Below are 15,486 nucleotides of genomic sequence, written 5' to 3'. Positions count from 1 at the left end.
AGTCATGATGGCGTATTTGTCTCCGGCAGTCATGCCGGGATGGCTGGCTCGCCACAGCAGATAAAGGCTTGCAGATCGGAGCGCTGACCACAAGCGGGGGTACCTCGCCCTCGCGGCTTTGCTCGTTGGATTATGGCTGCTCGCGAAAGGGGCGGAGGATGGCTGGATCACTCGCATCCGCACCCGACAAAGCGACACTCAAACAGGCTTTCATGCAATCAGTAATTTCCTTGAAACTCCCGACTATCCCCAAAAGAAAAAAGACCCCGCCCACAAAACCGTGGCGAAGCCTTTTCTCATCCTAAAGCTCAGCTTTATAACATAGTGCTTGTCGGCGCCTCCAAAAGCGAGATTTCCTGTGCCCGGAGCAGCGCTTGGGTACGGTTTTCCACACCGAGTTTCCCGTAAATCCGGTGCAGGTACACTTTGACCGTACCGACCGTGTTGCCCAGCTCTTCGGCAATTTGCTTGTTGGACGCCCCTTGGCCGAGCATGGACAAAATGATCATTTCCTTGCCTGTCAACGGCTCTGGAAGCGGCGAGAATGAGCTGCCATGCGCTCTTGCCCGCTTTTTCGGGAAAAGCTCAAGCAACTGCTGCACATAGTCGGGAGAAATGACCGGAGGAGCTTGCTCCGTCCTGGAGTTTTCCCGCTGCTGGTAAGCGCTGAGCAAGCTGTACATAGCCAGCCCCTCGTCCAAAAAACTGCGTACATACAAGTTTTTCGCCCCGATGACAAGGGCCTCGTGCAGATGTGCCAACGCCTCGCGCTTGTTGCCTTGCTGCTGGAGCGCCATCGCTTGCAGATTGGCGATTTCTACCTGGCTGCCTAACAGTCCCTCCCTGACGCCAATTTGCTTCAAAGGGGCAAGAATCTTGAGCGCATCTGCCTCTTGCTGTTTGGCGAGCAGCAGCCGGACATAGGCCAACTGCTCCAGCTCTTTATGAATACTGGGTTTGTGAAAAGTGGAGCGGGGCAGCTTGGCAAGCTCTGCCTCGGCCCAGGCCACATCTCCTTCCCTGAGTGCGATGTACGCCTGAAAAGCGCGCAACGGACTGATCCAGTACAGCTGCGACCACCCCGTGACAATCTCCATCGCTTCCTGGACAAGCCTTCGCGCTTCCTTGAAAGCCTGGTTCGCCAGCAAGTGCCGGGCATGAGTCAGTACATACGGAACATAAAGTCCGGGAATTTTTTGCTGCAGCGCTACAGGCGCGATTTTTTGCAAAAACGCGAAGCTTTCTTCGAGCTTGTTCTCCTCGTAAAGCCCTTCCGCCAGCGCCTGGACGACGTATTTGTTGATCAAGGAGTCCTGCCAGCCGTGCGCCTCCAGAATAGCGGAAAACTGCTTGCCGACCAGCTCCGTTTCCTCGGACAGCATCCCTTTCAAGCCGAATCGCGTCCTGCGGATGAACGGCTCGGTCGTGTTGTAGTTCAGATGATAAAACAACGGGTTTTGCGGCAAGTCCTCCTGCAATTGGGACGAGCTGGCTACCCAGCTTGCGAAATCGCCGTTGGCAAAGACGAGATTGGCCCGGACAAAAAACAGGCCGCTGGCAAACTGTTCGCGCTCCGCGGATGGGGGCATGCTCTGGCAGTCTTTTTCCAGCAGGTCAAGCTCGGCTTGGGCAAGACTGGTCTGATCGCAAGCGATTAGCAAAAAGACGTAGAGCAGCCTGAGCAGCGGCGGCATATTTTGCCCGTGATCCGGGATGCTCGTAAGCGCGCGCAGCAAGGTGAAAAATTCGCCGCGCGAAAGCCACGTCGGGAAGTGCTGCGCAAGCAACTGCACGGCGAGCGGGTAATCGCAAGCGCAAATCGCATGCTCGATGGCTTCGTCCAGAAATCCGCGCGCAGCAAAGCTCTCGCTGGCAAGCTTGTGCAGCTCGTAAGCTTTGCCAGGGTAAGTCAGCTCCAGTTGGCTGCGCAAAAAATCGGCAAACAAATGATGGTAGCGATACCAAGTCTGATCGTCATCGAGGGGAAACAAAAATATATTTTGTCTGTACAGCTCAGCCAAAACTTGCTGACTGCCCGTCATGCCGACCAGCGCGTTGCATACGTGGGCGTCCAGCCGCGACAGCACGGAGGTCAGCAACAGGAAATCGCGCGTCGATTGGGGCAGCTGCACCAGCACTTCGTGAAACAAATAGTCGGAGATGTCGCGGTGTGCCCCCGTAAATTTGGCAAAAAACCGCTCGTGGTTCCCGGAGGTGGAAAGCGAAATCGCAGCGAGTTGCAGCCCGGCGACCCAGCCTTCTGTGCTGGCGACGAGACTGGCGATTTGCTCCTCGGAAAGCAGCAAGCCATGCACCTGCTGACAAAAGCTGAACGCCTCGGCTTGATCGAACAACAGCTGCTGTGGCGTCAGATGAACAAGCTCGCTCCGAAGACGCCATTTTGCCGTTGAAAAGGGCAAGGCACTGCGGCTGGCGATGTACACATGGCAGTTGCCTGGCAAATATTCAATAAAGTAAGCGAGGCTGTCGTGGATCGCGCTTTCCGAAATCACATGGTAGTCATCGAGAATGATCGCCAGCGGCTGGTGAATCGTTGTCGCCAGCTCATTGAGCAGCGAGTCTATAAACGAAAAAATCGAAGTATGAGAGGTTGCCTTCATGGAGTTTTCCATGTTCTCCGCCAGATGCGGGGAAGAGGCATTTGTCAGCATATGCACGATATAGCGCCAAAACCGGACGAGATCGTTGTCTTTCTCATCGAGCGAAAGCCACGCCAGCTGCCCGCTGAAATCGTGCGCCCATTGGCAAAGCAGCGTTGTCTTTCCGTAGCCCGCCGGTGCGTTTACAAACGTGAGCCGGCACTGTAGCCCATTGTTCATTTGTTCCAGCAGATGACTTCTCTTTACACTGTCGAAGCGATAGGCAGGGACCGCTGTTTTCGTTTTCAACATAACGGATGGTTGACCCATTTTTCCTCCTTTCCATTCTTTGCAGCGTAAAAGGTATGTCCTTATTATACTAGCGAAAACAGCACGCTTCGACATGGAAAAAAGTCTCGTCAAATGAGGGCGAGAAATGATGGCAAGTCCGAAGACACGCTTCAACACTCTTTTTGCCCCAAGCCTTCTACAATGAGCATAAAAAAGCAAGAGGGCGTGTGAGGCGGATGGGGATTGTTCGTTGGAGCGGTGCGGCTGCTGTGGCCGTTGCTGCGTTGGTGCTCGCGGTCAGCAGTGCAAGTCCGCCGCCCATCCATGCGACAGGTGCGGACGTGAAGCAAGAGGAGACGGCGGAGGAAATCCGGATTGCGTTTGTGGGAGACATCATTTTGGATAAAAGCGTGGGGGTGCAAATCGGACAGCACGGGGTAGACTATCCGTTTCAAAAAACAGGGGAGTTTCTGCGACAAGCTGATCTCGCCATCGCCAATCTGGAGACGCCTGTCAGCACACGCGGCAAGCCGGAGAAAAAAGAATTTACGTATCGCGCCCAGCCCAGCGCACTGAACGGACTGAAAAATGCCGGCATCGACGTAGTCAATCTGGCTAACAACCACACGCTCGATTACGGCGTAGACGCTTTGCTGGACACATTCGGACATTTGGACAAGCAGCAAATCGGCTACGTGGGCGCAGGCAAAAACGAAGCGGAAGCATTTGCGCCGCAGATCCAGACGATCAAGGGCAAGCGAGTGGCAGTGATCGGCCTGAGCCACGTGCTGCCCAATTATCGCTGGTACGCGGGCAAAAACAAGCCGGGACTTGCTCACGCCTACTCCTACGAACCGATGCTGTCCTATGTGAAGCAGGCGGTTGCCCAGTCGGATATTACGATTGCGGTGATGCACTGGAACCTGGAGTACAAGGACACGCCTGAGCCGTATGCGCGCGAGTTGGCGAAAAAGCTGATCGACAGCGGCGTGGACGCGATCGTCGGCTCACACAGCCATTCCGTGATGGGCGTCGAATTTTACAAGCAAGTCCCGATCTACTACAGCGTCGGCAACTTTGTGTTTACGACCTCGTACAACACGAAAGGACGCGAAGCGATGATGGTAGAGCTTGCTTTTAAAGAGAAAGAAACCAGCTCCCGCGTCATTCCTGTGAAAATCGTGAATGGACAGCCCGCGGAGCAGGACAGTCAAGGCAAGCAGCGCATGATAGACAAGCTGAAGCGGATTTCGTACGGGGCAAGCATTGAACGGGACGGTCAAGTCAGGCAAACGGCAAAAATCCGTTGAGGAGCATATCCCCACGGATTTTTTTGTTGGCGGAACATGCTTTTGCCATTACGAGAGCGGCATCGGTACTTCTGCCATTCTACGCATCATCTCTTTGCGGACGAAGCCGTATTTTTCGTACAGCCCATGGGCATCCCGCGTTGCCAGCGTCATGTTTGTATGGCGAATAGCCGGGTGCTGCACCATGACCTCCATCAGCCATTTGCCCAGCCCTTTTCCGCGGTGGGCGGGATCGATGAAGACGTCGCACACCCAGGAAAAAGTCGCGTAATCGGTGACGACCCGGACAAACCCGGCCTGTCCGCTCTCGTGATACACTCCGAAACAGAGCGATTGCGAAATGGCTTTGACGATCATTTCTCTCGGACGCTCGCCAGCCCAGTAGGTCGTAGACAGCCAGGCAAAAATTTGTTCTTCGTCGAGCAGCTTCGGATCATCACTGATTGTGTAAGGCAATTCGGGGTGTTTCCATTCCATCTGTTGCTCATCCTTTCTCCTGTTTACTGACTGACTTACGATTCACTATACTGTAAGGAACAACCAGGGAGAAACGAGGAAAACGGGCATCTGTACCCACACAGATGGAGAGCGGGTGGACAAGGGTGGAGAAAAAATACGAGGCGCTCAAGCAACAGCTCAAACAACAGTTGCTGACGGGCAAAATACGCCCCGGAGAAAAGCTGCCGTCGATCCGTACAGCCTCCGAGCGGTGGAATTGCAGTACGAATACAGCGATCCGGGCGTATCAGGAGCTGGAAAAAGAGCATCTCGTGTACGCAGTGCAAAAAAGCGGCTATTACGCGGTGCTGCGCCCGCAGGCCGTCACGCGAACGGGAGCGGGACAGGGACAAATCGATTTTTCCGCGGCCAGTCCGGACCCGGAAGTCATGCCGTATAAAGACTTCCAGCATTGCCTGAACCGGGCGATTGAACTGTACGAGGATCAGCTGTTCACTTATTGCGATCCGCAAGGCTTTTACTCTTTGCGCCGGGAGCTGGAGAAGCATTTGGCCCATTCGCAAGTTTTCGCGCAGCCGTCCATGATTTGCGTCGTTTCCGGCTCGCAGCAAGCGCTGCACCTCTTGTCGTCCATGCCTTTTCCCAATGGAAAAAGCGCCGTCCTGGTCGAGCAGCCTACTTTTCACGGCATGGTTCGCACCTTGCAACTGCTTGGTGTCACGACATACGGCATCGGGCGGACGACGGCAGGCATCGATCTGGACGAGCTGGAGCAGCAGTTTCGCAGCAAGCCGATCAAATTTTTTTATACGATGCCGCGCTTTCACAATCCGCTAGGGACAAGCTACGGAGCCGAGGAGAAAAGGCAAATCGCCAGGCTGGCGGAGCGCTACGGGGTATTTGTGGTGGAGGATGACTATTTGGCGGATATGGAGACGAGCGCGAAGGCCGATCCGCTCTACAGCTACGATCTGTCAGGGCACGTCATTTACGTGAAAAGCTTTTCCAAAATCATGTTGCCCGGACTGCGCCTGGCTGCTGTCGTCTTGCCGCCAGCGGTCATGGAGACATTTCGCCTGCATAAAGCTTCGGCGGACTCCAGCACGTCCGTTTTGTCCCAGGCTGCTCTGGAGCTGTATTTGAACTCGGGGATGTACGATCATCATGCCGCGATGGTCAGAGAGCGCTATCGGACGAGGATGGATGCACTTGCCGCAGCTTGCCGCCGCCACCTGGACCCAAGCATTCAGTGTCCGGCTGCCCACGGCGGAATTTTTACCACAATCGTTCTGCCGAAAGAGCTGGATGCCCACGACGTGATCGCTGCTTTGCACCAGCAGCACGTCTCTGTGCGCTCGACGGACCAAAACTATTTGCCAGGCTTGGGCCGGGACAACGGATTGCGTCTTAGCATCATCCAGACAGACACAGACAAGATTGAGCAAGGAATAGCGCTGATGGCCGAGGCGTGCCACAAGCTTTTGCAAAAGCGCAAGCAGGAAGTAGCCTGGCGGATGCGGCCAGACTGATTGACAGCGACACTAGATGGCTCTTTTTCGGAAGAGCGGACAGGAGGACGAACAAACATGACTCAAGCAAACAAGCTGGACAAATGGGGAGAGCTGGCAGGAAAAATCGAACCTTGCGGGAAGCTGCTTCGCGCCTGGGAGCTTGTCGGCGGCGTCTCGGCGACGGTGACAGCGCTAGAGCTGGAGTGTGCGGACGGGACGCGCAAAAAAATGGTTGTGCGGCAACACGGCGCAGCAGATCGCGAGCGCAATCCACAGATCGCCTCCGACGAATACAAGCTGCTGCAACTGTTGCAGGAAGCGCATATTCCTGCGCCGCAGCCGCTCCATCTGGAAGCATCGGCAACTATTTTTGCCTCGCCGTGCCTTGTCACGACATTCGTCGAGGGACAGACAGACTTCCAACCAGCCAATCTGTCCGCTTATTTGTCCCAACTGGCAGAGGTGCTTGCCCGTATCCACCGGATCGACCCTGAACAAAAAGCCAGTACCTTTTTGCCGCGTCAGACCGATTGGGTAGCGAATACGCTTCGCAAAACACCGGAAAAGCTGGACGACTCGCTGGACGAGGGGCTGATTCGCGAGCTGCTGGGCACTGTCTGGCCCTTGGCGCGAAAAAATCGCGATGTCTTGTTGCACGGAGATTTTTGGCCAGGCAATACAATGTGGCTGGATGGCCGTCTGACTGCCGTACTCGACTGGGAAGATGCGGCTGTGGGCGATCCGCTCGCAGATGTGGGCAATGCCCGGCTGGAGCTGCTTTGGGCGTTTGGCAGCGAAGCGATGGACACCTTTACAGCATTTTATCGGGAGAGGATGCCTGATCTCGACTATACGGACTTGGCGTACTGGGATTTGTACGCAGCGCTGCGGCCAGCTTCCAGCCTTGGCAATTGGGGACTGGATCAAGCGACAGAGCAAAGGATGCGTGAGCGGCACAAACAGTTTGTACAGCAAGCTACGGAACGGCGGCACATTTAATCTGGCTTGCGCAAACGAAATCAGAACATTGGGGCATTGACCGATGGAATGGGTCTGTGATAATCTCTAATCATAAGTAAATACATCGGATTTTAGTGAATAGCTGATCGGACTTCCGAAAGCTCCCGCGCAGACAAGACCATGTCGGCATCGTCGGGAGCCTTTCGCTATATGAACAGGAGGAGGGTAACGCTGCTATCGTTTCAAAAGGACATGACCTCTCGAAAAGTCGGTGTCGTCGCTGCTGGACAACAGAAGGCTTTCGAGAGGTAACATTAGGCTATAAAACACACTAAATAGGTAAGAATAATAAACATTTAGTTTTTCACAACATAACCAGGGAGGCGTGAGCGAATGGCGAAAAAAGAGAATGCCCTGAATGAACAACTGTGGGAGAAAATCGAGCGAGCCTTGGACAGTTTGGAATTTGGTTCCATCCATATCGTGGTTCACGATTCGCAGGTGGTTCAGATCGAGCGGACAGAAAAATACCGACTCCCTGCCAAAAAAGAGAAAGAAGAAGGACAGACAACTCAGAACAGACCGTTGTTGAATCGGACGCACGGCTAGGCGACGGACTGACAAAACAGACGAGAATGGGAGATTAGAGAGGAGGAGCTTTCATATGGCAGGCGTTCTTGTAGTTGGAGGAGATCGGGTAGGAGAAATCGAGAGCTTGTTGCAGGATAAAGGATTTCGGAATGTATATCACGTATCTGGACGAAAAAAGTCGGACGTGAAGGCGACGATTCCTGCCGATACGGAGCTGGTTCTCGTCTTTATCAACTTTGTCAGTCACAGTCTCAGCAAAAATATTAAAAAGCTGGCGAAGCAAAAGCACGTGCCGATCGTTTTTTGCCGGAGATCGTGTGATGCCGTCGCCATGTATCAGCCAGCGATTGGCTAGGCAAAATGAATATTCGTGAGTGAATAGAAGTATTCAACGTTGAATACTTCTTTTTTGCGTGTTCATCAGGCGAAAAAATGGGCAGGCTGATCGTGTGAGCCATCTTTTTGCTGCTGGACAGCTTTATGCAGCATTTTGTCAGGATGAGTCGAAGGCCCATGTATGCAGCAGTGAATAAAAAGGCCGGATCAAGCTTGGCAGAAACAGCTGGCATACAATTTGCAGAATATTTATACAGAAGTTAGAAGCGAATTGAACAAAGATGGGGGTAAGCATGAAACGACCAGTCGTCATTACAAGTCTCTTGGTTTTGCTATCGGGATTGTTCGCAGGTTGCAGCAACAGTGCCAGCACGAATCAGCCTGCTGCCGATTCCACGCAACAGTCCCAGCCAACGCCGTCGCAGCCGGCCGCCACCCAAATTTTGCACATGAACGCCTCAGAACCGGAGACGTTGGACTCCGGCATGTCGAATGACGTGATCTCCGGCGCTTTTATCCGCTCGCTGTACGACTCGCTCGTCAGGCTGGACAAGGATGGCAAGCCAGTCAATTCCGTCGCCTCGGACATCAAGCTGTCGGATGACAAAAAAGTGTATACATTCACGTTGCGCGCAAGCAAGTGGAGCAACGGCGATCCGGTGACAGCGAACGACTTTGCCTTCGCCTGGCTGCGCGTGCTCAACCCGAAGACGGCGAGCGGCTCCGCTTACAAATACTATCCGATCAAAAACGCCCGCGCTTTTTTCGAAGGAAAGGCAAAGGCGGAGGACGTAGGCATCAAGGTGCTGGACGAAAAGACATTGCAAGTCACTCTGGAAAATCCGACGCCGTATTTTCTGACGCTCGCCACCTTTTACTATCCGGTCAACCAAAAAGTCGTCGAGGCCAATCCCGACTGGGCGAAAAAGCCGGAAACCATCGTCACGAACGGGCCGTTCAAGCTGGCGAACTGGGAGCATAAAAACAAGATCGAGCTGGCGAAAAACGACCAGTATTGGGACAAGGATGTCGTGAAGCTGGACGAAATCGAGTTTTCCATGATTGAAGATACGAATACAGAGCTGGAGCTGTTCAACAGCGGGGAGCTGGACTGGGCGGGCGGCCCGATCAGCGGATTGCCTGCGGACGCCATCGGACCGTTGCGCGATGAAGGCAAGCTGCAAACGATGGAACGCGCCACCAACTACTACTTGCTGTTCCAGACTGAAAAGCCGCCGTTCACGAACGCCAAGATTCGCAAGGCGTTTGCCTACGCGATCAACCGAAAAGATATTGCCGACAACATCGGCCAGGCCGGACAGACGCCGTTGATGGGCTTTGTGCCGCTCTCCGCCTCGCTGAAACCGGACGGCTACTTCAAGGATAATGACGGGGAGACGGCGAAACAGTTATTGGCAGAAGGCATGCGGGAACTGAACCTCGCCAAGCTGCCGGAGATCACATATTTGTACAACACATCCGACCTCAACAAAAAGATTGCCGAAGCGCTGCAAGCCCAATGGAAGCAGGTGCTCGGCGTGGACGTCAAGCTGCTCAACAAAGAGTTGAAGGTCATGTTCGACGATCAGGAGCACGGCAAATACATGATTTCCCGCACAGGCTGGACAGGCGACTACAACGACTCCGTCAACTTTTTGGAGCTGATGATGGAAAAGTACAGCTCCAACAACTCGACCTTTTGGCACAACGAGCGCTACGTAGAGCTGGTGAAAAAGGCGTACGCCGAGCCGGATGAAGCGAAGCGCAATCAATATTTGGTCGAGGCGGAGAGCATTTTGATGGAAGAAATGCCAGTCACGGGCGTGTACAGCAGCGTCAACTCCTGGGTACAAAATGACAAGGTCAAAGGCATCACGGTGGACCCGCTAGGCTACATCGACTTCAAATGGGGCTACAAAGAGCAATAGGACAGACAGAGATGGCCGACACCCGCATGCATGTGTGTTGGCTGTTTCCATAAAAAGGAGGAGGCATGCTTATGGCTTGGCAACAGGCATTGGATGAAGCGCTCAAGGATGCGCCAGGAGTGTTTGGGGTAGCGGCATTGCACGTGGAGACGAAAGAGGAGGCCGGGCATCTGGATGACGAGCTGTTTCAGCTGGCGAGCGCATTCAAAATCCCGATTCTCGTCACCTTGATGCGCGAAGTCGAAGCGGGACGGGTCGCGCTCGACCAGCGGATCGCCTCGCAAAAAGAAAACCGCGTGCCAGGCTCGGGCATTTTGCAGGAGCTGGACGCAGGCGCAGCCCTGACCGTAAAAGACTTGGCGACCTTGATGACGATTGTCAGCGACAACTACGCGACAGATTTGGTCATCGAGCTGATCGGCGGCATCGACAAGGTAGAGGCCCATATGCATGAGCTGGGGCTGGAACAGATTCATTTGCGGCACACTTGCTGGCAATTGCTCAACCACTGTGTCGGGATGAATGAGCCTGCTCCGTCTGCGGCTGGCTACGACGAATACGAGCGCCGGGAAGAGACAGGCGATTATGAAATCGTTCACGATGTCTCCCTGCCGACGCGGGACAACAACGTGGCTACGCCGCGCGACCTCAACCGCTTGCTTGCGATGATCGAACGAAAAGAAATTTTGACGCCTGCCTCCTGTGAGCTCATGCTGGACATTTTGCGCCGCCAACAGTTCAACAGCCGCCTGCCGTATTTGCTGCCGGAAGGAACGAAGGTCGCACACAAAACCGGAACAGTCAATGCGGTGGTCAATGACGCGGGAATCATTTACTTGCCTGAGGATAAAGGAGCAATTGCGATTACGGTATTGTCGCGGGCCGTGACGGAAAAGCCGGCGGCAGAGCTGGCGATTGCCCGCATCGCACGGGCGATTTACGACCAGGCGCTGGGAGGCAGATGAAAAGTGGACGAACAGATGAAAATGTTTGAGGAGTACGCCAGGCTGTTGCTTGAAGAAGCGCAGGCGCCAGGGGCGGCAATCGGGGTCGCGCGCGGAGGAAAGCTGTTGTACCAAAAGACGTTCGGCTACCGCAACAGGGAGGAACAGCTGCCGCTTTCGCTCGATACCGTGTTTGGCATCGCCTCGATTACGAAGTCGTTTACGTGTGTGGCGATCATGCAGTTGCAAGAGGCAGGCAAACTGTCCGTCCACGATCCGGTCATCCGCTATTTGCCGGAGTTTCGCACGGGCGATGACGAGTTGACCAAGCGAATTACCATCCACCATTTCATGACGCACACGCCTGGGATGGCGCCGATGCCTTATTTGGACGGAGCGATGAAGCGCAGCATGGAACAAGACCCTGCGATCATCGGGACAGAAGCGGAAGAAGAGCTGAAGACCGTGCCCTATCTGGATACGTATGAAGAAGTATTGCAAGCGATCGCCGGGTTTGAAGGAAAGCCGCTCAGCGAACCGGGAGAAGCGTTCAGCTACAACAACGACGCCTACGGCTTGCTTGGGGCGATCATCGAGCGGACGAGCGGCCAGACTTACGAGCAGTATGTGAAGCAGCACATTTTGCAGCCGCTTGGCATGCAGCGGACGGTTTTTGCCGTGGAGGAGCTTGCGGACAAGGACGACGTGACCGTTTTGTACACGAACAAAAAAGTCGACGGAAACAACGAGGTGATCGCCGCCCCGTACTGGCATGACGCTCCCGCCATGCGCGCCGCAGGCTTTCTCAAATCGACCGTAAACGATTTGCTGCGTTACCTGCAAATTTTTCGCCCGGATGCCGAGAACAATCGTGCGAACATTTTGTCTTCGGACAGTATCCGGCAAATGCTCGCGCCACACGCCCGCTGTGATGGGCATCGCTCTTACGGCTACGGTTTGATGGTATCTCCGGCTTTTCCCGAAGGCTTGATGCTGGAGCACGGTGGTTCGCTCAAAGGGATCAGCTCGCACATTTTTTCCGTTCCGTCGATGGAACTGACTGGAGTGGTGCTGGCCAACCTCGATGGCGTATCTGTCCGCGAACTGGTCGTGGCGCTCTTGAATACACTTGCGCAAAGACTGCCAGCGGCTCCGCTGTACACGTATGCCCCGTACGAACTGGCGAGCGAGCAGCTGTCCGAGTACATCGGGAGCTATCGATCTGCGGAATGGCTGAACACCGTGATCGAGGAGCGGGAAGGGAAGCTGCAACTTTTGGTGGACGGTCTTGCTTATCCGCTCACTCCGGTTGATAAGGACAGCTTCGTTTTCAAAAGGCGGGATTCTACCGTCTGGATCGACTTTTTCCGCGATCGGGAAGGCAAGGTCGTGAGAATGAGCTACGCCTTGCGTCAATTGACGAAAGCTTCCGACAAAGCAGAGGGAGAAAAATAGGCGAGCGAAAGATAGGCATGCCGAGCGGGCTGCCTGTCTTTTTGGCATGTACCCGATACGGTGATGAGCTTGGAGCTGCGTCTGTCCGCCTATCCGCCGCCATTCCGGTACAGCCTGCTTGTCTCACCCGCTGACAGCAAAAAACAGGCATATGCCTGAACGGAACTCCGATTGTTAGATGTGTCTAACTTTTCGAGGTCACTTCGGGGCTGCCTGTTTTTTCGTAGCCAAACAGTGATTACTTACAGAAAAACACCAATGATCGTTGCCGACAACACAGATGCCAGCGTCGAGCCGAGCAAAAGCTTCAAGCCGAACTTGGCTACGAGGTCGCCCTGCTTTTCGTTGAGTGCCCGCACCGATCCGGTGATGATGCCGATAGAGCCGAAGTTGGCGAAGCTGACGAGAAAGACCGAGACGATGCCAACCGTTTTGGGCGACAGGCTGCTGGCGATTTCCTTGAAGTTCAGCATCGCGACGAACTCGTTGGTCACGATTTTGGTCGCCATGATGCTTCCCGCCGAAACGATCTCCGCCTGGGGAACGCCCATCAAAAAAGCAACCGGAGCGAATATGTAGCCGAGAACTTCCTGGAAAGAAATCCGGAAGATGAGCAAGAACAGCTCGTTGACCAGATTCATCAGGGCGATGAAGCCAATCAGCATCGCGCCGACGATGACCGCGATTTTCAGGCCGTCGACAATGCTTTCGCTGATCATCTGGAAGAACGCAGGTTTTTCGGCTTCCTCCACAGGCTCGATCAAATCTTCCTCTTTCGTCAAAGTGTACGGGTTGATAATATTGGCGACGATCAGCGCCGACAAAATGTTGACGACGATGGCGACGACGACGTATTTCGGTTCCAGCATGGTCATGTAGGCGCCGACGATGGCGATGCTCACCGCGCTCATGGCAGAGGTGCACAGCGTATAGAGCCGTTTGCTGGACACGAGGCCGAGCTGCTTTTTCGTCGTCAAAAACACTTCCGATTGTCCGAGAAAAGCCGAGGAAACAGCGATGTAGTTTTCCAGTCGGCCCATGCCGTTCAGCTTGCTGAGGACAAATCCTGTGAAGCGGATCAACAGCGGCAAGATTTTAAAGTGGTTCAAAATCCCGATCAATACCGAGATGAAAATGATCGGGAGCAGCACATCGAGAAAGAACGTGGACATTCCGGCGTTTTCCAGTCCCCCGAAGACGAAGTCGACTCCGCTGATACCGAGCTTCATCAGCGTATCAAACACTTTGGAGATAAACAAAATCAGCTCAATCCCGACGCCGGTATTCAGCAAGAGGAAGGCCAACACCAGCTGGGCGATCATCATGGCGATGATCGGCCGAAGCCGGATCGCTTTGCGATTGTGGCTGAACGCATAGCCCAAGCCTGCTACGAACAAAAATCCTGTGAACAAAAAAACGACATTCATTGCTACTTTCTGCCTCCCATTACTACCTAGTCTCTCATGCTGCCCGAGGTGCATGTCCCTTTCACAAGCGGCGTTCCAAACGCTTTGCAAGAGAAGTGCAACGATTGTGAATTTTAGTTACTACCTATGGAGTAACTTATGGCCTGTTACAGATTACATGGAAGCCAAGCGCCTGTCAATTCAGGGACGATCATTGGATTTGCTTGCTTCTATGCTTTATCATAGGAAATAAATAACCAGATGATACGGGCAGGAGGAAGCATGTTACAAAAATTTGGTTTTTCGCAGTATGAAAGCAAAGTTTTTGAAGCGCTGGTTTCGAGCGAGGAGCCGCTTGACGCCACGAAAATCGTCCGAATTTCCGGCGTGCCCAAGGCGAAAATATACGAAGTGCTGTCGCGCATGATTGAAAAAGGCATGGTGCTCGATTCGGTTTCCGAAAAGAAAAAGCTGTACAGCGCACTGCCTCTTGCGCTTGCGATTGAAAAGCTGACAGCAGAATTTCAGGACAACATCAAGCAATTGAAAATTCAGTCCAGGAAAAAAGCTTACTCCGAGGATCTCGTCTGGAGCCTGAAAGTCGACAGCTCGATTCGGGTGCAGAGCAAGCAACTCATCAAAGAAGCGAAAAGCTCGATCCGCATCTCGGCATGGAAAGACGATCTCGTCGAGTATTTGCCGATCCTGGAGGAAAAGGAAGCAGAGGGCGTGGACGTAGAAGTGCTTGTCGTCGGATCGCTGAAGCCGAACATTGCCAAGGTGCACACCTTGATTCCGGCGGACGAGCATCATACATTGGAGCGGTTTCGCCTGTTGATCATCGACGAGCGCGAAGTGATTTTTGCCTGTGAGGAAAACCAGTCCTGGCAAGCGATCAAGACGATGGCGAAGCCTTTTGTCAAAGTGTTTACGGAATTTTTCTACCACGATCTCGCGCTGGCGAAAATCAGCAGGAAGCACTACGACCTGATGATGAATGACGAAGAGATCAGAAGCATCCTGATGCAGCTGCGCTATTGACTGATTTTCACGATACGACGACTTGCGAGCCGGACACGCTTGGAAAAAAGTGTGTCTGGCTGTTTTTTGTGTCTTTCTTTTAAAAAATTAATCAACTTCTAAAAAATTGTTGAAATCAAAGTGGTCAGAATAGTATGGTTAAAGCAGCAACAGGTCTTGCTGACTTTTCATTCATTCAAGGGGTGAGGACATGTCGAGGATCGAACAGCGGTTGAAGGAATTGGGCTACACATTGCCGCCACCGCCACCGCGGATGGCGAATTACGTCTCGTGTGTGCAGACGGGCAATCTGGTGTACACCTCGGGAGCGGGGTGCTACGTGGACGGCAAGCCGCTTTATTTGGGCAGACTGGGAACAGACGTGACGATCGAGCAAGGATATGAAGCCGCGAAAATTACGGCGCTCAATTTGCTCGCCTTGCTCAAATCCGAGCTGGGCGATCTGGACCGGATCACGCGGATCGTCAAGCTGTTTGCGCTGGTGAGTAGCGCTCCGGATTTTTACGAGCAGCCGCAAGTGATTAATGGCGCGTCCGATTTTTTCATCGAAGTGTTGGGCGAGGCAGGCCAGCATGCGCGGGCAGCTGCCGGAACTTCTGTGCTTCCTTTCAATAATCCGATAGAGATTGAGCTGATTGTCGAAGTCAGCTGACA

General features: G+C 53.7%; 13 protein-coding genes. 10 read left to right on the top strand and 3 right to left on the bottom strand.

Annotated elements, in window-relative coordinates; all coding sequences use genetic code 11:
* Positions 1-314: 314 nt before the first annotated feature.
* Entirely contained in the window at positions 315-2,930 is a 2,616-nt protein-coding gene (locus HP435_RS22445; RefSeq protein ID WP_173599229.1) for a winged helix-turn-helix domain-containing protein, read from the bottom strand.
* Positions 2,931-3,127: 197 nt separating this feature from the next.
* Here HP435_RS22445 and HP435_RS22440 point away from each other — a divergent pair, with 197 nt between their 5' ends.
* Complete coding sequence (locus tag HP435_RS22440; protein WP_173599228.1) at positions 3,128-4,201, top strand: CapA family protein; 1,074 nt, start codon at positions 3,128-3,130, stop codon at positions 4,199-4,201.
* Between the two features lie 48 nt (positions 4,202-4,249).
* On the opposite strand, the gene HP435_RS22435 is transcribed toward HP435_RS22440, so the two are convergent.
* Complete coding sequence (locus HP435_RS22435; RefSeq protein WP_122964656.1) at positions 4,250-4,678, bottom strand: GNAT family N-acetyltransferase; 429 nt, start codon at positions 4,676-4,678, stop codon at positions 4,250-4,252.
* A gap of 125 nt (positions 4,679-4,803) precedes the next feature.
* Here HP435_RS22435 and HP435_RS22430 point away from each other — a divergent pair, with 125 nt between their 5' ends.
* The 7 genes from HP435_RS22430 (at position 4,804) to HP435_RS22400 (ending at position 12,385) form a co-directional block, all read left to right on the top strand.
* A complete protein-coding gene (locus tag HP435_RS22430; RefSeq protein WP_173599227.1) occupies positions 4,804-6,189 on the top strand; it encodes an aminotransferase-like domain-containing protein in 1,386 nt (461 codons plus the stop codon).
* 57 nt (positions 6,190-6,246) lie between these two features.
* Positions 6,247-7,170, top strand: coding sequence for a phosphotransferase family protein (locus HP435_RS22425; RefSeq protein ID WP_173599226.1), 924 nt, complete (start codon positions 6,247-6,249; stop codon positions 7,168-7,170).
* A gap of 354 nt (positions 7,171-7,524) precedes the next feature.
* Complete coding sequence (locus HP435_RS22420) at positions 7,525-7,740, top strand: YezD family protein (protein ID WP_063229984.1); 216 nt, start codon at positions 7,525-7,527, stop codon at positions 7,738-7,740.
* A 55-nt stretch (positions 7,741-7,795) separates the two neighbouring features.
* Positions 7,796-8,077: a DUF2325 domain-containing protein gene (locus HP435_RS22415; RefSeq protein ID WP_063229985.1), complete on the top strand. Its 282-nt coding sequence runs from the start codon at positions 7,796-7,798 to the stop codon at positions 8,075-8,077.
* A gap of 274 nt (positions 8,078-8,351) precedes the next feature.
* The gene (locus HP435_RS22410) at positions 8,352-9,986 is read left to right on the top strand and encodes a peptide ABC transporter substrate-binding protein (RefSeq protein WP_122964659.1); all 1,635 of its coding nucleotides are present in this window, start codon (positions 8,352-8,354) and stop codon (positions 9,984-9,986) included.
* Positions 9,987-10,057: 71 nt separating this feature from the next.
* A complete protein-coding gene (locus tag HP435_RS22405; protein ID WP_173597577.1) occupies positions 10,058-10,951 on the top strand; it encodes a serine hydrolase in 894 nt (297 codons plus the stop codon).
* A gap of 3 nt (positions 10,952-10,954) precedes the next feature.
* Complete coding sequence (locus HP435_RS22400) at positions 10,955-12,385, top strand: serine hydrolase (RefSeq protein WP_229049739.1); 1,431 nt, start codon at positions 10,955-10,957, stop codon at positions 12,383-12,385.
* A gap of 242 nt (positions 12,386-12,627) precedes the next feature.
* Here the strand turns inward: HP435_RS22400 and HP435_RS22395 are convergent, their stop codons facing one another.
* Positions 12,628-13,812, bottom strand: coding sequence for a NupC/NupG family nucleoside CNT transporter (locus tag HP435_RS22395; protein WP_173599225.1), 1,185 nt, complete (start codon positions 13,810-13,812; stop codon positions 12,628-12,630).
* Between the two features lie 261 nt (positions 13,813-14,073).
* On the opposite strand from HP435_RS22395, the gene HP435_RS22390 reads away from it, so the two are divergent.
* Entirely contained in the window at positions 14,074-14,832 is a 759-nt protein-coding gene (locus tag HP435_RS22390; RefSeq protein ID WP_122964662.1) for a TrmB family transcriptional regulator, read from the top strand.
* A 190-nt stretch (positions 14,833-15,022) separates the two neighbouring features.
* Positions 15,023-15,484 carry a RidA family protein gene (locus HP435_RS22385; RefSeq protein ID WP_122964663.1) on the top strand — a complete coding sequence of 154 codons (462 nt, stop codon included), beginning with the start codon at positions 15,023-15,025 and terminating at the stop codon, positions 15,482-15,484.
* Positions 15,485-15,486 lie beyond the last annotated feature (2 nt).

The organism is Brevibacillus sp. HD3.3A (assembly GCF_013284375.2).
GTDB lineage: Bacteria > Bacillota > Bacilli > Brevibacillales > Brevibacillaceae > Brevibacillus > Brevibacillus parabrevis.
This window is presented reverse-complemented; position numbering and strand designations above follow the sequence as displayed.